Below are 24,383 nucleotides of genomic sequence, written 5' to 3' on the forward strand. Positions count from 1 at the left end.
TGCTTCCCCCCCCCCCCCCCCCCCTCACCCCCCCCCCCCCCCCCCCCCCCCCCCCCCCCCCCCCCCCCCCCCCCCCCCCCCCCCCCCCCCCCCGGCGCTCGTCGACGGACCACGACGTCGACGGGACCACAACCGGTCAACCGGTCAACCGGTCGATCGGTCGATCGGGAAGACCGGGTGACACCAGGTGAGGCCGCCGGGGATCCGGCGGCCCGGAAGGAGATCCGAATCATGGACAGCACGAGAACCCCGGCCCGGCTCAGACGGGCCGGCGTCGCCGTCGGTACGGCCGCGGCCTGCGCGGGTCTGCTCGCCGCGCTCGCGGGCCCCGCCGCCGCGATCAACTCGTACAACGCCACGTCCGCGCCCGAGCGCACCGAGGTCGGGGCGCTGGTGGTGCAGTGGGACGACGACGGGAACGCCGCCACCGCAGACCGGGTGGACTGGATGTGCTCGGGCACCATGGTGGACCGCGACACGTTCCTCACCGCCGCGCACTGCACCAGCGACTGGCCGGCCGGCGCCCGCTTCTACGTCTCCCTCGGGCAGGACGTGCAGTCCGCCCTCGACGTCGCCGCGGCTGCGCACCCCGGAGACCCGGCCGCGGTCGCCTCGGCGGTCGCCGTGGAGGGGGTCGCGCACCAGGACCCCGCGTACCCGGGTCCGTCCTCCGACCCGCACGACATCGCCGTGATCCAGCTGCCCGCGCGGGCGGTCGCCGCGCGCTGGGCGTTCACCCCGGCCGCCCTGCCCACGGCGGGCCGGCTCGACGGGCTCGGACCGCAGGGGCTGAACGCGACGTCCTTCCAGGTGGTCGGCTACGGCACCCAGGAGGCGCAGCGCGGACCGGGCGGGCAGACCCATCCGGGCGGTGGCGTCCGGATGAAGGCCCCCGTGACGTTCGATGCGCTGAACGCGCCGTGGGTGCGGCTGGCGATGACCGCGCCGCAGGGCAACGGCGGCGCCTGCTACGGGGACTCCGGCGGCCCGAACTTCGCCGAGATCGGCGGCCGGTTCCTGCTGGTCGCGACGACCATCACCGGGGACGGGCCCTGCTACGCGACCAACGTGTCGTACCGGCTCGACGCTCCGGCCGCGCGGGCGTTCCTCGCGCCGTTCGTCGCGCTCCCCTGACGGGGGGCGCCGAACCGCCCGCCGATCCGCCTCGTCCGCCGCGCCGTCCGCCGGACCCTGTCCGGCGGACGGCGGTCACTCCTTCGGGGCCCGGGTGGAACTTCCTGCCTCCTCGTGGCGTGTTGATCGTAGACGCGACCACACGGGAGAAGGAGACGTTGATGGGGACCACAGGAGCACGTCCGTCCCGCCGTTCGGTGCTGACCGTCGGCGCCGGGGCGGTGCTGGCCGGAGGCCTGTTCTCGGGCGGGCGGGCCTACGCCTCGGCGCCCGCCGGCGAGGCGGTCACCCGGGAGCTGGCCGCGCTGGAGCGGGAACACGCCGCCCGGCTCGGGGTGTTCGCCCGCAACACGGCCACGGGGGCGACGGTGCTGTACCGCGCGGACGAGCTGTTCCCGCTCTGTTCGGTCTTCAAGGCTGTCGCGGCCGCGGCGGTGCTGCGCGACCTCGACCAGGACGGCGAGTTCCTGGCCAAGCGGATCCGCTACACCGAGCAGGAGGTGAAGGACTCGGGCTACGGCCCGGAGACGGGCAAGGAGGCGAACCTCGCCAACGGCATGACCGTCGAGCAGCTGTGCGCGGCCGCCGTCAGCCAGAGCGACAACGCCGCCGCCAACCTCGTCCTCCGTGAGCTGGGCGGCCCCACGGCCGTCACCCGGTTCTGCCGCTCGGTCGGGGACGGTCGGACGCGGCTCGACCGCTGGGAGCCCCAGCTCAACTCGGCGGAGCCGTGGCGCACGACCGACACGACCAGCCCCCGCGCCATCGCGGCGACGTTCGCGCGCCTCGTCCTCGGTGACGTGCTCCCGCCCCGCGACCGTGCACGTCTGACCGGCTGGCTGATCGCCAACACGACCAACACCGCACGGTTCCGGGCCGGTCTGCCGAAGGACTGGACGCTGGCGGACAAGACCGGCGGCGGGAGTTCGTACGGGGTGGCGAACGACGTGGGCGTCGTCTGGCCCCCGGCCGGGCCGCCGATCGTGCTGGCGGTGCTGACCACCACCCACGCGGCCGCCGGGCCCAGCGACAACCTGCTCGTCGAGCAGACGGCCAGGCTGCTCGCGCCGGTGCTCACCTGACGGCCGCGCTCACTGACGGCGCCGCGCTCACCGGCCGCCGGCGGTACTCCCGGGCCGGCGCCCCCGGCCGGCCCGGGCCCGGCTTTGACCCGGGCCGCCAGTGGTGGACCACAATGTCCGCGTGAACGATGTGGACTACCAGGTGTTGTTGCAGGATGCGATGGAGGCGGCCCGCCGGGCGCCGGAGCGGGGGCGGGTCGCCGACTACATCCCGGCGCTCGCGAAGGCCGACCCGACGGCCTTCGGGATGGCGATCGCCACCGTGGACGGCGAGGTGTACGGGGCGGGGGACTGGCAGCACCCGTTCTCGATCCAGTCGGTGTCGAAGCTCTTCACCCTCGCCCTGGCCCTGGCGGAGGGCGGCGACGGCCTCTGGGTGGGCGTCGGCCGCGAGCCCTCCGGCAATCCCTTCAACTCCCTGGTGCAGCTGGAGTCCGAGCACGGGATCCCGCGCAACCCGTTCATCAACGCGGGCGCGCTGGTCGTGACGGACCGGCTGCTGAAGCTGACCGGCGACGCGGTGGGCGCGGTCCGCGAGTTCCTGCGCGCGGAGTCCGGCAACCCGGCCGTCGCGGTGGACGACTCGGTGGCCTCCTCCGAGGCCCAGCACGGCCACCGCAACGCCGCCATGGCCCACTTCATGGCCAGCTACGGCAACCTGCGCAACCCGGTGGACAGCGTCCTCGCGCACTACTACGCGCACTGCGCGGTCGAGGCGAGCTGCCGCGACCTCGCCCTGGCCGGGCTCTTCCTCGCCCGGCACGGCATACGGGCCGACGGCTCCCGGCTGCTGTCGCGCAGCGAGGCCAAGCGGATCAACGCGGTGCTGCTCACCTGCGGGACGTACGACGCGGCCGGGGAGTTCGCCTACCGGGTGGGGCTGCCGGGCAAGAGCGGTGTGGGCGGGGGCGTGCTGGCGGTGCTGCCGGGCCGGGGCACGGTCTGCGTCTGGAGCCCGGGCCTGGACGCCGCCGGGAACTCGGTGCTCGGCGTCGCGGCCCTGGACGCGCTCACCACGGCGACGGGATGGTCGGTGTTCTGAGGCCCGCCCGGGTCCGGCCCGCGGGAGGAGGGTTCGGCGTCAGCTCCGGAAGGTCCGCCGGTACGTGCCCGGCGGGACGCCGATCGCGGTGTGGAGGTGCTGGCGCAGGGAGGCACCGGTGCCGAAGCCGACGCGTTCGGCGATCCGGTTGACCGTCAGGTCGCTGCTCTCCAGCAGGTGCCGGGCCAGGTCGACGCGCTGCTGGGTCAGCCACTGCCCCGGGCTGAGCCCGACCTCGGCCCGGAACCGCCGGGTGAAGGTGCGCCGGCTCATGCCCGCGTGGTCGGCGAGGTCGGTGAGCTGGAGCGGCTCGTGGAGCCGGTCGAGCGCCCAGGCGCGGGTGGCGGAGGTCCCGGCGTCCGTACTGGCCGGCACCGGCCGCTCCACGTACTGCGCCTGGCCGCCCTCGCGCTGCGGCGGGACGACGCAGCGCCGGGCGACCTGGTTGGCGATGGCGCTGCCGTGGTCGGCGCGGATCAGGTGCAGGATCAGGTCGATGCCGGCGGCCGCGCCGGCCGAGGTCAGGATGCGCCCGGTGTCCACGAACAGGACGTCGGGGGCGAGGTCGACCTGGGGGTAGTGCCGCCGGAAGTGGTCGGCGTGGCGCCAGTGGGTGGCCGCGGCGCGGCCGTCGAGCAGACCGGCCGCGGCGAGCAGGAAGGTGGCGATGCAGATGCCCGCGATCCGGGTGTCCGGGCGCAGCAGCGCCAGCGCCTCGGCGGCGCCGGGCGGCATGGACTGCCGGTCGGTGATCGCGGCGAACTCCTCGGACGCCGGCACGATCACGGTGTCGGCCTCGGCCAGGACGGAGCAGTCGCGCTCGACGGTGATGGAGAAGTCGGCGGCGGTGCGGACCGGCCGGCCGTCCAGCGAGCAGGTGACCACCTCGTAGAGGTGCCGCTCGTCGGCGTCCGTGGCGGTGCCGAAGAGTCGGGAGGCGAGGCTCAGCTCGAACGGGATGACCCCGTCGAGGGCCAGAACGACAACGCGATGCATGGCCCAATCCTTGCACATGATGACCTCCGGGCCGCTATTCGCGCAGGTCGGGCCCGGGACATCCTGGATGCATGACAACGATGAAGGCCATTACCCAGGACACCCACGGCGGCACCGAGGTACTGCGGGAGGTCGAGATCGACCGCCCGGTGCCCGGCCCCTCCGAGGTGCTCGTCCGCGTCCACGCGGCGGGCATGAACCCGACCGACTGGAAGCACCGCCGGCTGACCGGCTTCCTCGGCACCTTCCCGCTGGTGCTCGGCTGGGACGTTTCCGGCGTGGTCGAGGCCACCGGCCCCGGCGTCACGATCCACCGGCCCGGCGACGAGGTCTTCGGGATGCTGCCCTACCCGTACGGCGTCGGCTCGTTCGCCGAGTACGTCGTGGCGCCGGCCCGTGCGCTGGTGCGCAAGCCGGCCGGGATCGACCACGTCCACGCCGGCGCGATCCCGCTGGCCGCCCTCACCGCCTGGCAGGTCCTGGTGGACGCGGCGGACGTCCAGCCCGGCCAGCGGGTCCTGATCCACGCCGCGGCGGGCGGCGTGGGCCACTTCGCCGTGCAGATCGCCAAGGCGCGCGGCGCGTACGTGATCGGCACGGCCAGCGCCCCCAAGCACGCACTGCTGCGCGAGCTGGGCGCGGACGAGGTGATCGACTACCGGACCGAGGACTTCACCGCGATCGACCCGGTCGACCTGGTCTTCGACACCCTCGGCGGTGACACCGCGAGCCGCTCCCTCGCCACCCTCAAGCCGGGCGGCCAGCTGGTCACCATCGCGATCACCTCGATGCCCGAGGGCCTCGGCGCGCAGGCGGCCGCCCGCGGCGTGCGGGCCTACCCGCTGCTGGTCGAGGCCGACCAGGCCGGCATGCAGGCGCTCGCCGACCTGGTCACCGAGGGCCGGCTGCGGGCCGTGGTCGAGGCCGTCTTCCCGCTCGCCCAGGCCGCCAAGGGCCACGAGCTGGGCGACACCGGCCGGGTGACCGGCAAGGTCGTGCTGACCGTCGCCGAGTAGGCACAGGTGCGGCCGTCCTGCCCGCCCGGGCAGGACGGCCGCCGTGCCGCGCCGCTCCCCGGCGGTTACTGCACGGCGATGTCGAAGTGCGCGGTGTTGTCGGCCGGGGTCGCGCCTGAGTCGACGTCTCGGGCTTGCGTTGACGTCGGCGTCAATCTCTACGGTCGTCCTCACGCACCGCGGCCCCTGTCGGCGGTGCTGCTCCGATCCGATCCCGCCGGTACCCCGAGGACACTGCCATGCCATCCCCTCTGCCTTCGCTGCTGCACCTCGACGCGAGTATTCGCCGGACCGGGTCCGCGTCCCGGGAGCTGTCCGCCCACTTCGCCGCGGAGTGGCGCCGCAACCACCCGGAGGGCGGTTACGTCTACCGCGACCTGGCGGCCGAGCCGGTCCCGCACATCACGCACGCCGTCCGCGAGGCCCTGCTCGACCCGAGCGGCGACCACGGTGAGCCCCCGCAGGAGCGGGCTCTGACCGAGGCGTTGACCGCCGAGGTGCGCGGGGCGACCGCACTGGTCATCGGCGTGCCGATGTACAACTACTCGATCCCGTCCACGGTCAAGGCGTGGCTGGACCGCCTCGTGACCCCGGCCCACATGGTGGCCCCCGGTGGCGGTCCCGGGCCGCTGGCCGGCAAGTCCGTGGTGGTGGTCTCGGCCCGCGGCGGCTCGTACGCGCCGGGTACGCCCCGCGAGGGGTGGGACCACCAGGAGCCGTACCTGCGGGCCGTCCTCGGCTCGATCGGCCTCGCGGACGACCTGAGCTTCGTGCACGCCGAGCTGACCATGGCGGCGGTCGTGCCGCAGATGGCCGCCCTCAGGCCGCTGGCCGAGAAGTCGCTGGCGGCGGCGTACGAGACCCTCGGGGGCCTGGCCCGCTGACCGGGCGTCCGGCGGCGGCCTCAGCCCCGCCAGACGGCGGCCACGGCTTCCGCGCAGGCGGCGGCCTGGGCGCGTCCGGCGCGGGCGGCGTCCGGCCGGCGGGACGCATCCAGCATGTTGCGGCCGAAGACGCGGCGGGCGGCCGGATCGGGGGTCAGGACGATGCTCCGGGCGCCCTCGGCGGCGAGGCCGGCGCCCTGGGCCACGGCGTGCGAGTGCGGGCCGACGGCCTTGGGGATCGGGGAGAGGGCGACCACCCGGGCGTGCCCGCGGGCCAGGTGGACGTTGCTGGTCGAGCGGCTGCCGCCGTCCATCCAGCGCCGCCCGGCGACGGTCACCGGCGGCCAGACCACCGGGACGGCGCAGCTCGCGGCGACCGCCTCGGGCAGGGGCACGCCCGAGGTCGCGTCGAACACCTCCAGGGCGCCGGTCCGGGTGTCGACCGCGGTCAGGCGCAGATCGCGGGCGGGCCACTGCCGGACGCCTTCGAGCAGGGCGCCGACCGCCTCGAAGACGGCGGACTCCGGGGCCGTGCGGGAGGTGAGGGCGGCGCGCGCAAGGCGTTCGACGGAGCGCTGTGGGTCGCGCGAGCCGAGCGCCGCCCAGAGGAACCGGGCGGTCTGGCCCAGCGTGACCGTCACCTCGATGACGGGGGCACCGGCGAGCTGCCCCTCGTACAGCTCCTCGAGCTCGACGCCCGACGCCAGCCGGGCGCCGATGATCGAGCCGGCCGAGGTGCCGATCACGGTGTCGGCGCCGGTGAGGTCGATCCCGGCCTCGGCGAGCCCGGCGAGCAGGCCGATCTCCCAGGCCCCGCCGAGCGTTCCGCCACCACCGAGGACGAGAGCGGTGTCAGCCATGGGTGCAGCTCCTCCCAGATGAACCGGGGACAACTCCCCGTTTACCTGGCCGACGATAGCACCAATACCGGGGAGCACTCCCCGGTAAGCGCCGGCGGCGCCGAGCCGGGCGCCGAGCGGGACGCCGTGCCGGCCGGGAGTTTGGGCGGGGAGGCGGCGGACCAGGATTCCCGGTGGCATGTTGTCCCGTTCATGACCGATGGTGGGGGTCGCCCCGTGCGCCGCGTGACCGCGCTCCTGTTCTCGCTCCTCGTCGCTGCGGCAGCGGCCGCCGGACCGGCGGCAGCCGAAGCGCCCGCAGTCGGACCGCCCGCAGCCGGACCGGCGGGGGCGGCAGTCCGACCGGACCCGGTGGTCTTCGTCCACGGCCGCAACGCCGGGCCTGGTGTCTGGGGCGGCATGATCGCCTCCTTCGAGGCCGCCGGCTACCCGGCCGACCGGCTGTTCGCCTGGAGCTACGACAGCTCGCAGTCCACCAACGAGGTGCTCGCCGACCGGCTGGCCGCCTACGTCGACAGCGTGCTGCAGCAGACCGGCGCCGCCCGGGTGGACCTCGTGGCCCACTCCCTCGGCAGCCTGCCGAGCCGCTGGTACGTCAAGTTCGGCGGCGGAGGCGGGAAGGCCGCGCACTGGGTGTCCCTGGCCGGCCCCAACCACGGCACCACGCTCGCCTGGCTCTGCGCCCTCTGGGACCAGGGCTGCCGGGACATGACCCCCGGCTCGTACGTCGTGACCCGCCTCAACGGCGGCACCGAGACCCCGTCACCGGTGCGGTACACGACCCTCTGGTCGGCCTGCGACGAGCAGATCACCCCGCCGGAGAGCACCCGCCTGACCGGGGCCGTCAACGTCCAGGTCGGCTGCCTCAAGCACAACGACCTCCTCACCGACCCGGCAGTCGCGTCCCGTGTCCGCGAGGCCCTGGCGTCCTGACGGGTGCCGGCCCGGTGGTCCCGAACCGGGGCGATCTCGGCAGTGTGCTCCGAGCGCGCAGGAGGGCGTCCGGCATCGTGGTGACGACCGACGAGCCGGACACCCTCCTGATGGTGCCGCGGTGATGGTGCCCTGGTGGTGATGGTGCCCCGGCCTACTCCGTCGAGGCCGCCTGGATCCCCTGGAGGGCGGACACCAGGGCGTCGACGTCGTGCACGGTGTTGTAGAGGGCCAACGAGGCCCGTACCGCACTCTGCAGGCCGAAGGCGGCCAGTGCCGGCTGCGCGCAGTGGTGCCCGGCGCGCACCGCGATCCCCTGTTGGTCGAGCGCCCCGGCGAGGGCGGTCGGGTCGGTGCCGGGGAGCAGGAAGGTCAGCACGCCGATCTTCCCCGGCGCGTCGCCGATCAGCCGGAGCCCGGGAACGGTTGCCAGCGCGCCCATGGCGTACGCGGTGAGTTGCTCCTCGTACGCGGCGGCGGCCGGACGGTCCAGCCCGGCCAGGTACCGCAGGGCCGCTCGCAGCCCGGCGACCCCGGCGATGTGGCCGGTGCCCGCCTCCAGCCGGTGCGGGACGGGGGCGTAGGAGGTCTCCTCGAAGCCCACCGAGTCGATCATGTTGCCACCGCCTTGCCACGGAGGCATGGCCTCCAGCAGCTCGCGCTTGCCGAAGAGCACGCCGATGCCGGTCGGGGCGAAGATCTTGTGCCCTGAGAAGGCGTAGAAGTCGGCGTCCAGCTCGGTGACGTCCACCGGGAAGTGACTCACCGCCTGCGCGCCGTCCACCAGCACGCGGGCGCCGTACCGGTGCGCCAGCGCCGTCATCTCGGCCACCGGCGGGACCGTCCCCAGCACGTTCGAGGCGTGGGTGAGCGCGACGAGCTTGGTGCGTGAGCCGAGCAGGTCCCGGTAGGCGTCCTGGTCCAGCCGCCCGTCGGGGAGCAGCGGGATCTGCCGGATCCGCGCCCGGCGCTCCTTGGCGATCAGCTGCCAGGGCACCAGGTTGGAATGGTGCTCGGCCGCCGAGATCAGGATCTCGTCGCCCACGCCCAGGTTGGCTCGGCCCCAGGACTGCGCCACCAGGTTGACGGCCTCGGTGGTGCCCCGGACGAAGACGATCTCGCCGGCGTCCCCCGTGCCGAGCAGCTTGGCGGCCTCCTCGCGCCCCTCCTCGTAGACCTGGGTGGCCTGTTGGGCGAGGGTGTGCGCACCGCGGTGGACGTTGGAGGTGCCCATCGAGTAGTGCTCTGCGACCGCCTCGACGACCTGACGCGGCTTGAGCGTGGTGGCCCCGTTGTCGAGCCAGACCAGCGGGCGGCCGTTCACCTCCCGGTGCAGCTGGGGGAAGTCCCGCCGGACGGCCTCGACGTCGAACCCGCCGGGCGGCGCGGCCGGCGGCGCGGGGAGCGGGGCGGCGGGAGCGGTCCCGGCCACCGGGCCCGGCTGCGGAGGCAGCCAGTACCGGGGACCGCCGGCCGCGTGGGCGAGGGCCGCGGGCAGTGGGACCTCGCCCGGGGCGAGGCCGGTCGCATGGCCGGTCGGATGGCCGGTGCCGGACGGGGGCTGACCCACTCCGGCCAGTCCGGTGCCGCGCCCGAATCCGTCAGGAGTAGTCATGGTAGTTCGACACCTCGACGTTCTGGAGCACGGCGATGGCATCGTCCACCAACGCGGCGGCCGAGAAGTAGCTGGTCACCAGGTACGAGGTGATGGCCTGCCGGTCGACGCCCATCGCCCGCACCGAGAGGCCCGGCTCCACCTCGTCCGGGACCTTCGACGGACGCAGGCCCACCACGCCCTGGCGGTCCTCGCCGACCCGCATCAGCAGGATGTTGGTGGTGCCGGGCACGGAGCTGGCCGAGCCCTTCAGGTCGAGCTTGTCGGAGGGCAGCAGCGGCACGCCGCGCCAGGTCAGGAACGGACTGCCGAAGAGCTCCACGATCTGCGGCGGCACCCCGCGCCGGGTGCACTCACGCCCGAACGCGGCGATCGCCCGCGGGTGGGCGAGGAAGAACGCCGGCTGCTTCCAGACCCGGGCGAGCAGCTCGTCCATGTCGTCCGGGGTCGGAGCGCCCTTGCGGGTGCGCACGCGCTGGTTCGGCACGACGTTGTTGAGCAGCCCGTACTCGGGGTGGTTGAGCATCTCCCACTCCTGGCGCTCGCGGAGCGCCTCGGTGGTGAGCCGCAGCTGCGCCTGGACCTGGTCGATCGTGGAGCTGTACACGTCCGAGACCCGGGTGTGCACCTTGAGGACGGTCTGCGCGATGCTCAGCTCGTACTCGCGGGGGGCTTCCTCGTAGTCCACGAAGGTCTCCGGCAGGTACGGCTCGCCGGAGTGGCCCGAGGTGAGGTCGATCGGGTGCTCGCGGTCGGCGGGCTGCCGGCCGTCGGCGCGGAAGGCGTCCAGCTGGGCGCGCAACGACGGCTCGCGGTCGGCGAGTTCGGTGAGCATCCGGCGGTCGAGGGAGAGGACGGTACACGCGCTGACCGCCTTCACCCGGTAGGTCATCGGGGTGCCGTCGGCCCAGGTGGTGGCGTCGAAGAAGTCGCCGTCGCCCAGGACGGTGAGCAGGGCATCCGAGCCGTACTCCCCGGTGGCGCGCTTCTCGGCGCGTCCGAAGGCGATGATGTGCAACTGCTCGGTGGGGGTGCCGGTGTCGACGATCAGCTCGCCGGGCGCGACCTCGCGCTCGACGAACCCGTTGGCGAGGGCGGTGAGCACCGGGCTGTCCACCTGGCTGAGGAAGGGCAGCTCGCGCAGGTCCTCGGCGATCACCCGGGAGGCTCCGTCGCCGTCGACGTAGGTGCTGATCAACCCGTCGCCGAGGATGAAGCCCCGGCGGCGGTTGACCCGGTAGACACCGGCCTCCAGATCCACCCAGGGCATGGCGCGCAGCAGGTAGCGGGGGGTGATCCCGAGCATCTGCGGCGCGGTCTTGGTGGTGGTGGCCAGGTTCCTGGCGGCGGAGGTGCTGAGACTCTGCCGGCTCTGCTGACTCTGCTGAACGGTCTCGGTCGTCATGGCTGTTCCCTGTTCTGGTCGGGAGAACTGAGTGGGCGTCAGGCCCGCTGCGGGAGAGGGCGGACCGGGCTGTCGCCGACCCGCCGCGACGATTGTTCCGGCCGTGCCGAGGGGGCGTGAGCGTGTTCGATGAGGGGCAATTGGTTCCGGTGCAGAACATCGGATGTGGGCCCTCGCCAAACTCACTCGAACGAATGAACCTATCCATAAGCCGGTGTGAGATGTTCGAAAGTCGGACTTTGAGATGGCCGTGCGTGCGGGAGCCGTCGGGGGGGGGGCTTTGGCGCGGGTGCGGCCCTGGCGGTCGTCGTCGCGGATTTCCTGCGGCGGCCGGCCGGGGCCATCGCAGCGGGACGGCCGGCTAGACGATGTCGAAGTTGGCCATCATCGCCATGTCCTCGTGTTCGAGGTTGTGGCAGTGGAGCATGTACCGTCCCCGGTGCCCGCGGAAGCGGACCAGGACCTCCATGACCTCGTACGGGCGGACGTCCACGGTGTCCTTCCAGCCCGCGTCGGTGGCCGCAGGCGGCTTCCCGCCCCGGGTGAGGACCCGGAACTGGGCGAGGTGCAGGTGGACGGGGTGGTGGAAGTCGCTGCTCAGCCGCCACAGTTCGACGGTGTCCAAGCGTGGGGTGGCCCAGGTGTCGGCGGTGGTGAAGGGGCGGCCGTTGATGGTCCACATGGACCTGTCGTCGCCGGCCTCGGTGCGGCGGAAGTCGAAGTGCCGTACCGCCGCAGCCTGTTCCCGCCCGGGTTGCGGCGCCGCGGGGACCAGGCGGGTGGGGATCGCGCTGTCGTCCTTGTCCCGGTGGGTGACGCGGAACTTCATCACCTGGCGCATGCGGCCTTCGCCGAGGGTGTTGATGAGGACGACCTCGCTGCCGGGCGGGCGGGCGGTGAAGTCGACGACGACGTCGAAGCGTTCGGCCGGGGCGAGCGTGATCGCCTCGTGGGCGACCGGGCGTTCCAGCAGGCCGGCGTCGCTGCCGATCTGGACAAAGGGCCCGGCCGGACGGTTGTCGGTTTCGAGGGCGAGCCGGTAGCGGCGGGCGTTGGAGGCGTTGAGCAGCCGGAAGCGGTAGCGGGCGGCGGCGACCTCCAGGGCGGGCCAGGGTGCGCCATTGACGAGCAGGACGTCGCCGAGCACGCCGGCCGCGTAGGCGTCCCGGACCCCGGGGGTGCCGGTGCAGGACTCGTCCAGGGAGGGGTAGAGCAGGGAGCCGTCGGCGGCGAAGGAGCGGTCGCAGAGCATCAGCGGGATGTCGCGCTCGCCGCTCGGCAGCGGCAGTGCCTGCTCGGTGTCGTCGTGGACGAGGAAGAACCCGGCAAGGCCGCGCCAGACCTGCGGGCCGGAGAAGTCCATCCGGTGGTCGTGGTACCAGAGCGTGGCGGCTTGCTGGTCGAGCGGGTACTCGTACGTCTTCTCGCCCTCGTGTAGTTGCCAGTCCCCGGGTGCGACGTGCCCGCCGTGGGCGGCGGCGGGGGTCCAGCCGCCGGAGGGGCGGGCGGGGTTGCCGCAGCCGACGGGCAGCAGGAGGTCGGTGGGGTAGCCGTCGGAGTCTGGGGTGGTGATGCCGCCGTGCAGGTGGGTGGAGGTCGGCACCGGCAGCTGGTTGCGCACCCGCACCGAGATCGGTCGGCCCCGGCGCCCGACGAAGGTGGGGCCGGGGAAGCTGCCGTCGTAGCCCCAGACGGTGGTCTTCAGGCCGGGCAGGATCTCCACCTGGGCCTCGCGCTGCGTCACCTCGTGGACGTCCCGGCCGCCGTCGGTCGTCACCGGTCGGGCGGTGGACGGGATCGGCGGCGGGACCCGGAACGGCGGGGGAGTTCGGCGGTGCTGGGCAGCAGTCGTCCGGTGGTCGGCCGGGCGAGCCGGCCGTAGCCGGCGGCGCCGAGGGTGACGGCGGCGCCGGCCCCGGCGAGGAGCCCGAGCGCGCTGCGGCGGGACAGCCGTGGCCTCACGATGCCTCCCCGGGAGCGGGGCGATAGGTGAAGGACCAGCAGGTCAGCACGCTGGCGGTGCCGAAGATCGCCAGCGCGAGCGGGATGTGCCCGGCGAGGATACGGGCCTGTCCGAGGCCCTGCTGCCCCAGCACCAGAACCAGCAGGGCACCGGTCGCCGCGATCGGCCAGGCCGGGCCGCCGCCGCCGCGAAGCCTCAGCAGGACGGCTGCGCCGAGCAGGAGCGCGGCGAGGGCGGCGAGGAGCTGGGCGTTCGCGTCGTGCCAGGCGAGCAGGTCGACGTTGCCGGTGACGAACAGGCCGGCGAGTGCCGCCTGGGCGAGGGTGTCGAGGAGGAACGCGCACGCAAGGGCGCGGATCAGGGTGATCGGCGCGCTCATGCGGTGGCCCCGGCGGCGAGGCTGCGCTCGAAGTGCTCGTGGCCGTCCTCGATGCCGAGCACGACGTCCTTGAACGTCAGGTAGCCCTGGCCGACCAGCGGGGTGTCCCGCAGCTCCTCGATGAGGAAGTAGTAGGCCGCCAGGTCGGCCGTCTCCAACAGCGCGAAGTCACTGAACCTGGCCTGGAACGCCTCGGCGTCGAAGAACCGGGCCCGCACCCGGTCCGCGTACTTCTCCACCAACGGCGCGATGTGGGCCGCCTTGAGCCGCTGCCGCTCGGAGCGGGGCAGGGCGAGCCACTGCGGCGAGAACGAGTAGCCGAGCATGACCATGTACATCGGGGATCCCCCAGGCTGACGGGGCGTGGGTCCGCCCCACGCCCTGAAATGCTGACGGTGTAAGCTACAGCTGACAGTGTCAGCAAAGTCAAATGGAGACGGGATGCCCGACCAGCCGCCCACCCGCCGCGAGCGCCAGCGCGAGCAGACCGCGGCGGAGATCCTCACCGCCGCCCGGCGCCTGCTCGCCGACGACGGGCCGACCGCGCTCACCCTGCGCGCCACCGCCCGCGAGGTCGGCATGACCGCACCCGGGGTGTGCCGCTACTTCCCCGACCACCGCGCCCTCGTCCAGGCCGTCGTCGCCGACCTCTACCGCGACCTGGCCACCGACCTCGAAACCGCCCGCGACGCCCACCCCGACGTGCCGACCGCCGACCGGCTCGCGGCAGCCGCCCGCGCCCTGCGCCGCTGGTCGCTGGCCCACCGCAGCGAGTTCACCCTGCTTTTCGGCAAGCCCATCGCGGACGCCGGAACCGCACCGCGGGACCCGGCCCACGACGCGGGCTGGCGCTTCGGCCAGGTCTTCCTCGGCCTGATGACCCAGCTGTGGCGCGAGGGCACCGTTCGGCCCCCTGCCGCCGATGAACCCGTCCCGGCCTGGTGGACTCAGTTCGACGACCTGCGGGAGCACCTCACCGACGACATCCCGCTGCCCGTTCTCCACCGCTTCGTCCAGGCCTGGACCCGCATCTACGGCCTCGTCGCCCTGGAGGTCTTCGGCCACCTGGACTTCACCCTCGCCGACCCCGAGCCCTTCTTCGAACAGGCCCTGAACGACGTGGTCGGATCGCTCTGCAGGCTTGCCTGACTGGCCAGGGCTCGGCCTTCCAGGTCCACCGCCTGGTCTCCGGGACGCCCGAACGGCTGTCGCTGCAGGTCCTGTCCGCGCTCTGCGACATCCGGTCCTGCACACCGGCCGACCTGGTGGCCACCACTGCGGAGAACGCCGGGATCCGCAAGACCGCGACCGGCGACCTGCCGCCCCGCCGGCGAACGTCGCCAAACTGCGGTCCCGCGCGGCCCGCATCCTTCCCGACGCATGAGCCGCTCATACGCCACCGACGAGCAGTACGAACGCTGGTTCATGGCCGAGTGCTGCCGCCGCAGACACAAGGCCGGCACCTGGCCGGACGGATATGTCTGCCGGACCTGTTCGGACCGCGCGGCGCGAACACGAGGTACCTGCCTCGGATGCGGCCAGGACCATGCCCTCCCTGGGCTTCACCCCGTTGACGGCTCATCGATCTGTACGGCATGCGCCGGCCTCTCCCGTCCCCGCGCCAGTGGCAGCCCTGCTGCTGGCATACATCGCGGACCTCGACAACATGGACACCGCCACCAACCAGGCATCGCGCTGGCTCTTCCCCGGCCGCCGGGCGGGCCAGCCCGGCCGTCCCGACCACCTGTCCGCTCTCCTGCGCGAGATCGGCATCCCGGTCGCCGCCGCCCGTGGGGCCGCCATTCGACAGCGACTCCTCGACCTGGCCCCGGAGTCCTAGCCCAGACACCAGCCGCAAAGTAGCGGGGTGATCACGTGCTCGCCGTCACGCGGCCTGCTCGTCGTGTTCGCGGAGCATCCGCATGACGGTGGCGGGCGAGGGGTGGTGGCCCTTCTTCGCGCCCGTGGTGATGACGAGCCGCTTGGCAATGTCGCGCAGACTCATCTCCTGGTCGCGCAGGTGGAGGGCCATGGACAGCATGTCTTCGTCGGTGACGCCCGCGCCACCGATGGTCTTGCCTCGCTTGCGGGCGGACTCGTGGCCTTCGAGGGTGCGGTCACGGATGTACTCGCGCTCCATCCCGGACATGGCCGCCAGCACGGTGAACACGATGCCGGACGGGTCGTGCGAGCCCTTCAGCTCCCCGGTGAGGAACTCCAGGCCGACGTCGCTCGCCTTCAGCTCCTCGGCAAGCATGGCGAGCTCGATGCCGCGGCCGAGCCGCTTGTGCTCGTGAACGACGAGGGTCACGGCGACGCCGGAGGAGCGGATCTCTCCGGCGAGCTTCACAACGGTCTCCAGCTCGGGGCGCTTCGTGGCACGGGTGGAGATCTTCTCCGAGAAGATGCGCGTCACCCCGGCCTCGGCGAGGGAGTCGAGCTGTGCGTCGAGGGACTGCCGGGCGGTCGAGGCGCGGGCGTACCCGAGGCGGACGTGCCCGACCGGTTCGGCGCCGGTACTCACGGGCCGGGGCAGCTCCGTCCACACCGACCCCGGTTTCCGTACGGCGGGGGTCGGCACGCTGAGCGTCTTGGCGAGCTGCGGCACGAGGCGGAAGCGGGCGGTGTGGTACTGGATCGCCACCTTGCCCTTGCCGGTCCGGCACGGGGAGCCCGCCGGGACGGCACAGGTGGACATCGGGCAGTCGTGCGATTCCACGCGCTTGAAGTCGTCGCTCACAGCCCCGGAGCGTTTCATGAGGGTGTTTCAGACGTCCAGTCGTTTGCAACAACTCATGAAACATGATCGCCGCAGGTGGACTGCCGGACAGCCTGGTGTTTCACGAGCGACCACCTATGAAACACCGACAGCAGCTCTGCTCGCAGTCCGCCGCATTCCAATCCCAGAGCATCACGCTCAGCTACCTGTTGGTTGGATCGCCGTTCGTCAATGGCACCCCGCCTCGGGTGGCCAGGTGGGCCGCCCGGCGGCGTTCATCTGGCCACCAGGGCTGCGCCCAGCGGCGTGTGCTCGTAGCGGACGGTCCGGCCGGTGCGAGTGCGGGTGACGAGGCCGGCGTCGCGCAGCACCGCCAGGTGGCTGCCGACGGTGCCGAGGCTTAGGCCGAGTTGGGCGACCAGCTGCGTCGTCGTTGCGGGCACGTCCAGCGCGCGCAGCACGTCCGCGCGGCGCGGGCCGACCAGTCGGTTCAGGGCCTCGCCGCCCGGTGCAGGCGCCACTGGGCCGAGCAGGTCCGCGATGCCCCGGGCGGGATAAACCAGGGCGTAGGGCCACGGCGGCTCGACATAGCTGATCAGAGTGCCGAACACCGTCGGCATCAGCAGCAGGCCCTTACCGGCCAGCCGGTGCCGGTCCCATTCGGTACGCGAGCCCGTGCGCACCTCGATGGTCCCGGCCTGCCCCTCGGAGCGCCAGCTCACCCGGGGGTCGAGATCGGACAGCGCTGCTGCCCAGCCGTACATCGCGAGGTGCCCGGCGCGGCGGACGAGGTCGCGCTCCAGTACAGCCCGCAGCCGCGGCCAGTCCGGCTCGACCAGCGCCTGCCAGCTCGCTTCGAGTGCATCGGCGAGCCGGGTGACCACGTCCGGCGCGTCGAGGATGCGCTGCACGTAGCGTGGCGGGGTCCGCAGTCCCGCCAGGTTGCGGGCCAGTTCCAGGCGGGCACGGCGCAGCGGCGTGGCGCGCACGGCGGCCAGCTCGGCGGCGAAGTCGCCACCGGAGCCCGACGGCGGCGGATGGATGAAGTCGGCGTTGTAGGCGCCGCGGCGGAACAGCGTCGTCAGCGCCCCGACTGCGGGCACCTGCCGGCGCAGCTGCTCGTACCGGGGCGCGATGCGCTCGGCCCACGGCCGGAGCGGGCCGGCGGCCTGCACGCCGGCTGCGACGCGTAGCGCCTGCATCGCCTCGCCCAGCGGCGAGATCGCGTAGCGGGTACGCGCCACGTCGACGGGTCCCACCTCGATGGCCAGCATGTTTCGCCTCCACACGAAAGCATAGTCACCGTGGCTGGGCTGCCGTGATGCTGTCGGCCATGACCACCACGCCCGTCGCGGCACGCCCGGCCACCTACCGCGAGGTATTCGCTGTGGGCCAGTTCCGCGTGCTGTTCGGCAGCTACACGCTCTTCCTGATCGGTGAGACGGTGCGAATGCTTGCACTGTCCGTGATCGTCTACGCGGCGACCGGGTCGCCGCTGATGTCGGCGCTGGCGTATGCGGCAGGCTTCCTGCCCTATGCCCTGGGCGGCACGCTGCTGCTGGCTTTCGCCGACCGCTGGCCCCCGCGCACCGTCATGATCGGCTACGAGGTGCTGCGCACCGCGGTCAGCGTCGTGCTCGCCGCCGGTCTACTGCCGGTACCGGCCATGCTGGTGCTTGTGTTCGTCACCGGCTTGCCCAGCGCCGTCGCCTCCGCTTCGCGCACCGCCCTTCTGCCCGACCTGCTGGACGGCGACCGCTACGTGCTCGGCCGTGCCGTCTTCTCCATGGCGGCCGGCGGCACGCAGGTGCTCGGCTTCGCCGCCGGCGGCATGCTGATCGCCGCTGTCGGCGCACCAGGTGCGCTCTGGATCACCGCCGCAACCTGCCTGGCCTCGGCAGGCCTGCTGCAACTGCGCCTGTCCCACCACCCACGCCGCCGCACCGGCGCCTCGGCCGGCATCAGTGAGACCTGGCAGGTGAACCGGGCGCTGCTGCGCCGGCCTGCGGTCCGGGCGCTGCTGCTGGCGCAATGGCTGGCACCGGCGCTGATGGTCGGCGCCGAGGGCGTGCTGGTCCCGTACGCCGCGCAGCTCGGCGCGCCTGACGCGGCCGGTCTGCTGTTCGCAGCGGTCGCCGCCGGGATGTTCGCCGGCAACCTGATCGTCGGCCGCCTGGTGCGCCCTGCGGGCCGGGAGCGGCTGGCCCGCCCCCTCGCGCTTGCGCTCGGATTGCCGCTGCTGGGGTTCGTGCTGCGGCCCGCACCGGGATACGCCGCCATCCTGCTGACGGTGTCCGGTTTCGGCGTCGCCTACCAGCTCGCACTGGCCCGCAGGTTCCTCGACGCGGTGCCCGAGACGCAGCGTGGTCAGGCGTTCGGCCTGCTGCTGACCGGAACGATGACGCTGCAGGGCCTGGCCGCTGCAGCCGGAGGCGCGCTGGGCGAAGTCGCGGCCCCGGCGCTGGTCGTCACACTGGCCGGCGCGGCCTCGGCCATCGCCGCCCTGATGTCCTGGCGAACGCTGTCGCCCACACCCTGAAAGCCCTTCATCACATCGTCGGGGCCGACCGGCCGACGGCATCCGCCGGTGTGCGGGGGCGGGGCACGGCAGCGGCCGGCCCGAGGTCGAGGCGCTTGCTCATGTCCAGGCGGAAGGTGCCGTACGGGTTGACGTTGGACCAGAACAGCGCGGTCAGGCCGCGCCGGTCCTCGTCGCTCAGCTTCATCGCCCACTTCGGTTCGGCCAGGACCTGCTGCACCAGCAGGGTGTTGACGTGCACGAGCGCGGACTGGAGCAGGTGCAGGGCGAGCATCGAGGTCTCGGCGTGCTCCTTGTCCGGGCCGGTCAGAGCGCCGTCCTTGCCGTAGTTCAGCACGGTGTTCGCCGAGTTCCAGTTCTCCACGACCTGGAGCCCACCGTGGATCTCCCGCCGCAGGCCGGGACTGGCCAGGTAGTCGCAGGCGAAGACCGTACGAACTGCGCGGCCGAGTTCTTCCAGGGCCTGGTAGGTCGGGTGCTTGGGCCGCCGCGGGTGAAGCGCCGCAACACCTGCTCGGCCTCCGCCGTCCCGAGTCGGAGCGCGGTGGCGTACTTCACCATCTGGTCGTACTGCTGCTCGATCAGCTCCCAGCGGATCGGCCTCGTCAGCGAGGAGCCGAGCGCGGGCCAGCCGGGCGGGGTGTCGTCCGGTCGGTACAGGCGGATGCTACCGATGTTCTTCAGCCGGGGCAGCAGGCGGAAGTTCAGCAGCTCGGTGAAGGCGAACCCGACCACGCTCGCGCCGTGGGTGTCGACGTAGTTCGACTCGATCTCGGCGTCGGTGCAGTGCCGCAGCAGGCCCTCGATCATCGCCGCGACCTCGGAGGACGAACAGCTCTTGAGCTGGGAGTAGATGCAGACGTTCTTCCGCTCGACGGTCGGGTGGCCGGGGCCCATCGCTGGGACCCCGGCCCCCTCAGAACCGGGCGAGCGGCTTTCACCGCACCACGGCTCAAGCAGGTCGCTGGGACCGCTTCACATCGCGTGCTTCTGTCGCATGATGCTGCTGGTGGCACTGCGAGTGCAGGAGGATGAGGTTCTTCAGCTCGTTGCCGCCGCCGTGCTGTCGGTGCACGACGTGGTGCACGTTCAGCGTCCGGCGGACCGAGTCGAACCAGGACACCCAGTCGTGGATGTTGTCCGGCTCGAACTCGGCTCCTTCGACCAGGTCGAGGCCGCACCGGGCGCATCGGCCGCGCTGACGGACCGCCAGGGTCTGGATGAACCTGTTCTCCAGCTCCAGCTTGTTCCGCCTGGCCGCGCGCTCGGTCACTTGAGCGGCCTAGAAGATCCTCTGACGCAGCCTCGTTACATCGCGGTCGACCCGGCCCCAGTCGATCTGGTGCCACGCTTCCGCGTCGTCGGCAGTTTCGTTCCAGAAGGACGCCTGCCCGGTGTTCTGGTCCATTCGCCCTCCCTGTCCAACGTGCGCTGCCGTTTACTCGGTGCTTCGTAGTCTCTTCAAAGACCCACCTGGTCCGCTTGGGCGTCCTTTCGGACCCGGGCATCAGCCCGGTATCCGCCGGGTTATAGCCGGAGGGCGGAGCCCCTGTATCCGGCCTTTCCCCTGGCCTTTCGGCTTGGCGGCGTTCGCTTCTCGGACTATCCTTTACCCGCAGAGGAGTTGAGCCTTCGTTGCCTCCGGCCTACCCAGAGGGACCTCTACGGGGTTTCCCTGTTCCGCACATACGAGATGCGTCCGGGGTGGATGCCCTCTCTGACCCGGAAGCCGCGGTGACCTGCTCCGGCCTTGACAGCCAGCCGGAGTCGCGTAGGGGTTCTCACCCGGTAGCTCCTGGACCGCCTCGACCGCTCCCACTGAGGTGGCTGATCTTTACGAGTCCTCATCAAGGGTTCACTTGTGTTCATCCGTCCGGGCTTTCCCCTGACCCGTACCGACACAGTGGTCGTCTCGGCCTTCGGTCTGCTGGCCAGGCTTCGCACCGAGGAATTACTCCCTCCGCACGCTGGCTGGGGAATCGACCAGTTGGTCACAGGTCGAAAGTGTCGATATCTCCTTCCTGACACTTGCTCGAATTGTGCGGCTTTCAGGTCGCACTGCCAGTAGATCATCACGCCGTTGCCGCCGTAGCGGGCGTGGTACTCCGTCATGAAGTTCGAGGACCAGGACCCGAACTTCTTCGAGTCCGACGCGCACGCGGGGCCGCGCCCCCACCACGCGGTGTCGCGGGCGGCGAAGGTGGCGTTCACCAGCCTGGTGACGGCGGCCCGCAGGTTGTCGACGGTGATGAAGTGCCGGCGCACGTGCCGCAGCGCAGCCTCGCTCTCGCCGTGCTCGCCGGTCGCCACGATCGCGCGGATGCCCATGTTCGTACCCAGGGCGAAGAGGGCCAGCAGCAGGCGGCGCTGGAGAACGTCACGCTCGATGCGCTCGTAGGCGGCCACCGAGGAGAACTCCTCGGAGAAGCCGGTCAGGAAGTCGGCGTTCTTCAGCACGTCCAGGAGGTCCAGGACGCCCCAGCGGCGTGCGACCTCCTCCTTGAGCGCCTGGAGGCCGGTGGGCTCGGGCAGCGGCTCCAGCTTCGGAACGGTGATCCACGGCTCGCCCTTGCGGGTGGTGACCTTCACCCCGCCCGCGCTGCCGTCCGCGAGCGCGCCGGAGAGCCGGTCCAGGCCCGCGGTCATGCCCTTCTTCAGGTCCGTGATGAACGCCCTCGGGTTCAGCGGCTGGCGGATCGCGGCGTAGTGCACGGCGCGGGTGGCCTCGAAGTCGCCGGGCAGGTCGTCCTCCGGGTTGCGCCAGCGGGCCGCGCCCTCGACGTAGATCTCGCGGCGCCGTACCTCCTCGTTGTCCTCGTCCACCAAGGACAGCAGCCGGGCCGTGCCCGCCTCGCCCAGGCGGCCGATCGTGCGGGCGCAGAACGTCTTCTCCCACTTGCCCCGCGCCGCGACGAGTACCTTCTCGACCCGGGTCCGGCCCGGCGGCTCGATCTTCCGGGCCCGGCACTCCACCAGCAGGGCCTCGCGCTGCCGGTCCTCCACCAGCTCGACCGGACAGACCTCCACCGCCAGCCACTCGGCCAGCGCCTTCTCGTCCGCGACCGTCGACGGCCGGAACCCCAGGGCCTCGCGGATCTGCTTGCGGTGGTACTCGGCGGTCCGGCCGACCAGCGTGTACTTCGCGAAGTCGGTGGCCGGGACCTTCACCAGATCGGCGAGGTACTCCACTGCGGCCGGCGGGACCTCTTCCAGCACATCGGGGAACCGGCCTCCCAGCTCGAAGAACTTCAGCAACAGACTGAAGCCGAGCCGGGTCGCCCCGCTCTTGTTCGCTACCAGGTCCCAGTCGCCGTCCACCAGCGTCCAGTTCGCCAACAGCTCCTCTGGCGACCACTCTTGCCGCACGCCCGCCCCTTTGGCCTCGATCACTCGATCAGACCAACGACGGCGCCCCAGACCGGGAAACGGGACTCGTCCCGCTACCCACGACCTACTTTGCGGCTGGTGTCTGAGCTAGGACATCAGGGCCGACCTGGCTGCCCCCGTCGTCGCGGACGCTCTCGGCTACCACGACAAGACCACCAGCCGCCTCCTCAGAGAGAGAGCGGCGGCAGCTGGAGTCGATACGCCGCTGGCGATCACAGTCGGTCACCAGCGGGCTGGGCTCCCCAACGAGTCACCGACTGTTGAAGCTCAGATCGTGTCCTGGGTCGGCTGCGGGTAGCCGATCTCGGCGATGTCCTCGGCCAGGTCTGCGAGGGTGACCTCCGAGTTCAGCGATGACACGAGCTTCTGGCTCAGCGGTCGCAAGGCATACACGTCGCGCACCGCTTCCAGGTCCACGGGAATCTCGTAGTAGTCCTCGGCGAAGCGCTGGAACGCTTCCGGCGAACGGTCGACCAGGATCGCGAACAGACCCGTTGCCCCGTCGGGGTCGGAACACCCGGCGGGGAAGTCGATCACGCCGTGCCGCCACCGATCATCCGTCGCCTCCCGCCACAGGCAGGCCGTCACGACGGGAACGTCGTCCTCGTCGGTGAACGCCGGCTCTTCGGCGAAGGGCTTGAATGCCTCCGGAACCTCGTCGATCACTCCCGGCCAGGGCTCGCCATCGTTGCCATACGGGCTCATCGGTGCCTCGTGGTCGAAGCCGCGGACGTAGGCACCGGCCGCCGAGAACACGATCGAGTACTCGTCCCCCGATCCGTTGCGCATCGATGCCATCTCCTCGCCGTCGGCCCAGCAGGCATTGAAGGAGTAGTACCGGCCTTCCCAGTCCGGGCTCAGGATCGCATCGAGCATTGCCAGTGAGCGGCATAGGCTCCGCAGGTCGGAAATGGAAGGGAACAAGCGAGCTACGTCATGGACAGTCACGTGCTCATCCAACCGGATGCCCCTGACACCCAGAACCCCCTAAGGCTGTCACGCTCAGTAGCAGTGCCGGAGTCAGGTGGGTCAACTCGCGACGGTTGAATACGCGAGCCCACCAGTCCCGAGGCCGATGACGTCGCCGATCCGGGCCCGACCCCGTTGCATCGAGGCCGGGTTGTCGGCGGGTTCGGCCGGGGCGGCGGGGCGGACCGGCCGCTCAGGGTGCCATGGTCAGCCCCGCGGAGGCGCCGCCGCGGCTGAGCACGACAGAGCGGACGTGCTCCAGGGCCCGCGCGAAGTCGGGGCGCCCGGGATTCCGGCGGACCGCCTCGGCCAGGTCGAGGACCCGGTACGGCGGGCCGAGGTCCGTCAGCTGCGGGATGAACTCGGCCTTGCTGACGGTCCACCGCTGCCCCGGCAAGGCCGGCGGGGAGAAGGTGAACCGCGCGATCGAGCTCCAGTTGCCGCGCGGATCCTCCGCCCCGGAGTGGTTGAACATGTGTCCGGCGAGCTGGTCGCCCATGCCGTAGACCGTCCAGGTGCCGTTGATCTTCTCGTACGCCTGCGGGATGTGGGCGTGGGTGCCGAGGACCAGGTCGACCTGCGGACCGCCGTCGGCCTGCTCGGCGGCGAGCTCACGGGCGAGGGTGAGCTGCTGCGCGTCCGGCTCGTCCTGCCACTCGGTGCCCCAGTGGACGCTGACCACGACGATGTCCGCACCGGCGGCCCGGGCGGCCCGCGCGTCCGCGAGGATCCGGTCCCGGTCGATGAGGTTGACCGCCCACGGCCGCCCCTTCGGCAGCGCGATGCCGTTGGTGCCGTACGTGTAGGCGAGCTGGGCCACGGTCGCCCCACCCGCCGTGAGCAGCGCGGGCCTGCCGGCCTCCGCCTCGTTGCGCGCGGACCCCGTGTGTTTCAGCCCGACGGCGTCCATGGCGTCGAGCGTCCGCCGGATGCCGTCGGGACCGTCGTCCAGCGTGTGGTTGGAGGCGGTGTCGCAGGACGCGTAGCCGACGTCCTTGAGGGCCCGCGCGACCTGCGGGGGCGACTTGAACGACGGGTAGCCGGTGAACGGACCGCCGTCGGCGCCGTACACGGTCTCCATGTGGCAGATGGCCAGATCCGCCGCACCGATCACGGGCTTGACGCCGGCGAGCATCCTGCCGAAGTCGTACCCGTTGCCCCCGGCGTCCTCCTTGGCCTGCTGGATGATCTCGGTGTGCGGCAGGACGTCCCCGGTGGCGACCAGCGTGAACGCCCGGGGCCCGGCCGGGGAGCGCGCGTCCACCGGCGCCGACGACGGCGGCGCGGTCGGCCGCACGGCCGGGGCGCCGCACCCGGCGACGGTCAGGAGCAGCGCAACGGCTGCGGCGAAGGTCTCTCGGCGAGGCAGGCGGCACATCATCGGCTCGTCTCACGATCGGCGGAGTTGACAGCACCTCCGACTATGCGAGCGGCCGCCTTCCCGGCCGGGAGACCACACC

Annotated in this window: 25 protein-coding genes and 1 pseudogene; 10 read left to right on the forward strand and 16 right to left on the reverse strand. The window is 72.2% G+C overall.

Features of this window, described 5'->3' with window-relative positions:
• Nucleotides 1–231: 231 nt before the first annotated feature.
• The 3 genes from ACZ6NC_RS00005 (at nt 232) to ACZ6NC_RS00015 (ending at nt 3,258) form a co-directional block, all read left to right on the forward strand.
• Complete coding sequence (locus ACZ6NC_RS00005) at nt 232–1,134, forward strand: trypsin-like serine protease (RefSeq protein WP_465727234.1); 903 nt, start codon at nt 232–234, stop codon at nt 1,132–1,134.
• Between the two features lie 161 nt (nt 1,135–1,295).
• A complete protein-coding gene (bla, locus tag ACZ6NC_RS00010) occupies nt 1,296–2,216 on the forward strand; it encodes a class A beta-lactamase (RefSeq protein WP_465727236.1) in 921 nt (306 codons plus the stop codon).
• A 130-nt stretch (nt 2,217–2,346) separates the two neighbouring features.
• On the forward strand, nt 2,347–3,258 hold the full coding sequence (locus tag ACZ6NC_RS00015; protein ID WP_465728277.1) for a glutaminase: 912 nt from the start codon (nt 2,347–2,349) through the stop codon (nt 3,256–3,258).
• A gap of 39 nt (nt 3,259–3,297) precedes the next feature.
• Here ACZ6NC_RS00015 and ACZ6NC_RS00020 read toward each other — a convergent pair whose 3' ends face one another.
• Nucleotides 3,298–4,254: a GlxA family transcriptional regulator gene (locus ACZ6NC_RS00020; RefSeq protein WP_465727238.1), complete on the reverse strand. Its 957-nt coding sequence runs from the start codon at nt 4,252–4,254 to the stop codon at nt 3,298–3,300.
• A gap of 80 nt (nt 4,255–4,334) precedes the next feature.
• Here ACZ6NC_RS00020 and ACZ6NC_RS00025 point away from each other — a divergent pair, with 80 nt between their 5' ends.
• Nucleotides 4,335–5,270, forward strand: coding sequence for an NADP-dependent oxidoreductase (locus ACZ6NC_RS00025; protein WP_465727240.1), 936 nt, complete (start codon nt 4,335–4,337; stop codon nt 5,268–5,270).
• Nucleotides 5,271–5,509: 239 nt separating this feature from the next.
• Nucleotides 5,510–6,154: an FMN-dependent NADH-azoreductase gene (locus ACZ6NC_RS00030; RefSeq protein WP_465727242.1), complete on the forward strand. Its 645-nt coding sequence runs from the start codon at nt 5,510–5,512 to the stop codon at nt 6,152–6,154.
• 20 nt (nt 6,155–6,174) lie between these two features.
• On the opposite strand, the gene ACZ6NC_RS00035 is transcribed toward ACZ6NC_RS00030, so the two are convergent.
• Nucleotides 6,175–7,014 (reverse strand): patatin-like phospholipase family protein, encoded by an 840-nt coding sequence (locus ACZ6NC_RS00035; protein ID WP_465727244.1) that lies wholly within the window; start codon nt 7,012–7,014, stop codon nt 6,175–6,177.
• A gap of 216 nt (nt 7,015–7,230) precedes the next feature.
• Here ACZ6NC_RS00035 and ACZ6NC_RS00040 point away from each other — a divergent pair, with 216 nt between their 5' ends.
• On the forward strand, nt 7,231–7,947 hold the full coding sequence (locus tag ACZ6NC_RS00040) for an esterase/lipase family protein (RefSeq protein WP_465727246.1): 717 nt from the start codon (nt 7,231–7,233) through the stop codon (nt 7,945–7,947).
• A gap of 154 nt (nt 7,948–8,101) precedes the next feature.
• On the opposite strand, the gene ACZ6NC_RS00045 is transcribed toward ACZ6NC_RS00040, so the two are convergent.
• From ACZ6NC_RS00045 to ACZ6NC_RS00070, 6 genes are all read right to left on the reverse strand, one after another.
• Complete coding sequence (locus ACZ6NC_RS00045) at nt 8,102–9,562, reverse strand: SufS family cysteine desulfurase (protein WP_465727248.1); 1,461 nt, start codon at nt 9,560–9,562, stop codon at nt 8,102–8,104.
• Entirely contained in the window at nt 9,549–10,967 is a 1,419-nt protein-coding gene (locus ACZ6NC_RS00050) for a family 2B encapsulin nanocompartment shell protein (protein ID WP_465727250.1), read from the reverse strand. The genes ACZ6NC_RS00045 and ACZ6NC_RS00050 overlap by 14 nt, the downstream gene beginning before the upstream one ends.
• Before the next feature lie 361 nt (nt 10,968–11,328).
• Nucleotides 11,329–12,744 carry a multicopper oxidase family protein gene (locus tag ACZ6NC_RS00055; RefSeq protein WP_465727252.1) on the reverse strand — a complete coding sequence of 472 codons (1,416 nt, stop codon included), beginning with the start codon at nt 12,742–12,744 and terminating at the stop codon, nt 11,329–11,331.
• The gene (locus ACZ6NC_RS00060) at nt 12,741–12,929 is read right to left on the reverse strand and encodes a hypothetical protein (protein WP_465727254.1); all 189 of its coding nucleotides are present in this window, start codon (nt 12,927–12,929) and stop codon (nt 12,741–12,743) included. The genes ACZ6NC_RS00055 and ACZ6NC_RS00060 overlap by 4 nt, the downstream gene beginning before the upstream one ends.
• Nucleotides 12,926–13,309 (reverse strand): hypothetical protein, encoded by a 384-nt coding sequence (locus ACZ6NC_RS00065; protein ID WP_465727256.1) that lies wholly within the window; start codon nt 13,307–13,309, stop codon nt 12,926–12,928. Before ACZ6NC_RS00065 ends, ACZ6NC_RS00060 begins: the two co-directional genes overlap by 4 nt.
• Nucleotides 13,306–13,647: a darcynin family protein gene (locus ACZ6NC_RS00070; RefSeq protein WP_465727258.1), complete on the reverse strand. Its 342-nt coding sequence runs from the start codon at nt 13,645–13,647 to the stop codon at nt 13,306–13,308. Before ACZ6NC_RS00070 ends, ACZ6NC_RS00065 begins: the two co-directional genes overlap by 4 nt.
• 103 nt (nt 13,648–13,750) lie before the next feature.
• Here ACZ6NC_RS00070 and ACZ6NC_RS00075 point away from each other — a divergent pair, with 103 nt between their 5' ends.
• The 3 genes from ACZ6NC_RS00075 to ACZ6NC_RS00085 all read left to right on the forward strand — a co-directional run bounded on the left by ACZ6NC_RS00075 (nt 13,751) and on the right by ACZ6NC_RS00085 (nt 15,149).
• The gene (locus tag ACZ6NC_RS00075; RefSeq protein ID WP_465727260.1) at nt 13,751–14,458 is read left to right on the forward strand and encodes a TetR/AcrR family transcriptional regulator; all 708 of its coding nucleotides are present in this window, start codon (nt 13,751–13,753) and stop codon (nt 14,456–14,458) included.
• A 71-nt stretch (nt 14,459–14,529) separates the two neighbouring features.
• Nucleotides 14,530–14,883 carry a hypothetical protein gene (locus ACZ6NC_RS00080; protein ID WP_465728279.1) on the forward strand — a complete coding sequence of 118 codons (354 nt, stop codon included), beginning with the start codon at nt 14,530–14,532 and terminating at the stop codon, nt 14,881–14,883.
• A gap of 50 nt (nt 14,884–14,933) precedes the next feature.
• The gene (locus tag ACZ6NC_RS00085; RefSeq protein ID WP_465727262.1) at nt 14,934–15,149 is read left to right on the forward strand and encodes a hypothetical protein; all 216 of its coding nucleotides are present in this window, start codon (nt 14,934–14,936) and stop codon (nt 15,147–15,149) included.
• A gap of 45 nt (nt 15,150–15,194) precedes the next feature.
• Here the strand turns inward: ACZ6NC_RS00085 and ACZ6NC_RS00090 are convergent, their stop codons facing one another.
• Both ACZ6NC_RS00090 and ACZ6NC_RS00095 read right to left on the reverse strand, forming a co-directional pair.
• The gene (locus ACZ6NC_RS00090) at nt 15,195–16,049 is read right to left on the reverse strand and encodes a recombinase family protein (protein WP_465727264.1); all 855 of its coding nucleotides are present in this window, start codon (nt 16,047–16,049) and stop codon (nt 15,195–15,197) included.
• Nucleotides 16,050–16,303: 254 nt separating this feature from the next.
• Nucleotides 16,304–17,302 carry a DUF5937 family protein gene (locus ACZ6NC_RS00095; RefSeq protein ID WP_465727266.1) on the reverse strand — a complete coding sequence of 333 codons (999 nt, stop codon included), beginning with the start codon at nt 17,300–17,302 and terminating at the stop codon, nt 16,304–16,306.
• A gap of 59 nt (nt 17,303–17,361) precedes the next feature.
• On the opposite strand from ACZ6NC_RS00095, the gene ACZ6NC_RS00100 reads away from it, so the two are divergent.
• Nucleotides 17,362–18,567 carry an MFS transporter gene (locus ACZ6NC_RS00100; protein ID WP_465727268.1) on the forward strand — a complete coding sequence of 402 codons (1,206 nt, stop codon included), beginning with the start codon at nt 17,362–17,364 and terminating at the stop codon, nt 18,565–18,567.
• A 10-nt stretch (nt 18,568–18,577) separates the two neighbouring features.
• Here ACZ6NC_RS00100 and ACZ6NC_RS00105 read toward each other — a convergent pair.
• From ACZ6NC_RS00105 to ACZ6NC_RS00130, 6 genes and pseudogenes are all read right to left on the reverse strand, one after another.
• A pseudogene (locus tag ACZ6NC_RS00105) lies at nt 18,578–19,464 on the reverse strand (Tn3 family transposase).
• Between the two features lie 55 nt (nt 19,465–19,519).
• Nucleotides 19,520–19,840 carry an HNH endonuclease gene (locus ACZ6NC_RS00110; RefSeq protein WP_465727270.1) on the reverse strand — a complete coding sequence of 107 codons (321 nt, stop codon included), beginning with the start codon at nt 19,838–19,840 and terminating at the stop codon, nt 19,520–19,522.
• Nucleotides 19,841–19,849: 9 nt separating this feature from the next.
• Nucleotides 19,850–19,975: a hypothetical protein gene (locus ACZ6NC_RS00115; protein ID WP_465727272.1), complete on the reverse strand. Its 126-nt coding sequence runs from the start codon at nt 19,973–19,975 to the stop codon at nt 19,850–19,852.
• 254 nt (nt 19,976–20,229) lie between these two features.
• Nucleotides 20,230–21,957, reverse strand: a complete 1,728-nt coding sequence (locus ACZ6NC_RS00120) for a Tn3 family transposase (RefSeq protein WP_465727274.1) — start codon at nt 21,955–21,957, stop codon at nt 20,230–20,232.
• Nucleotides 21,958–22,221: 264 nt separating this feature from the next.
• Nucleotides 22,222–22,920 (reverse strand): hypothetical protein, encoded by a 699-nt coding sequence (locus ACZ6NC_RS00125; RefSeq protein WP_465728281.1) that lies wholly within the window; start codon nt 22,918–22,920, stop codon nt 22,222–22,224.
• 196 nt (nt 22,921–23,116) lie between these two features.
• The gene (locus tag ACZ6NC_RS00130; RefSeq protein ID WP_465728283.1) at nt 23,117–24,301 is read right to left on the reverse strand and encodes a CapA family protein; all 1,185 of its coding nucleotides are present in this window, start codon (nt 24,299–24,301) and stop codon (nt 23,117–23,119) included.
• Nucleotides 24,302–24,383: the final 82 nt, after the last annotated feature.

The sequence above is a fragment of the Kitasatospora sp. NPDC041988 genome, assembly GCF_055588525.1.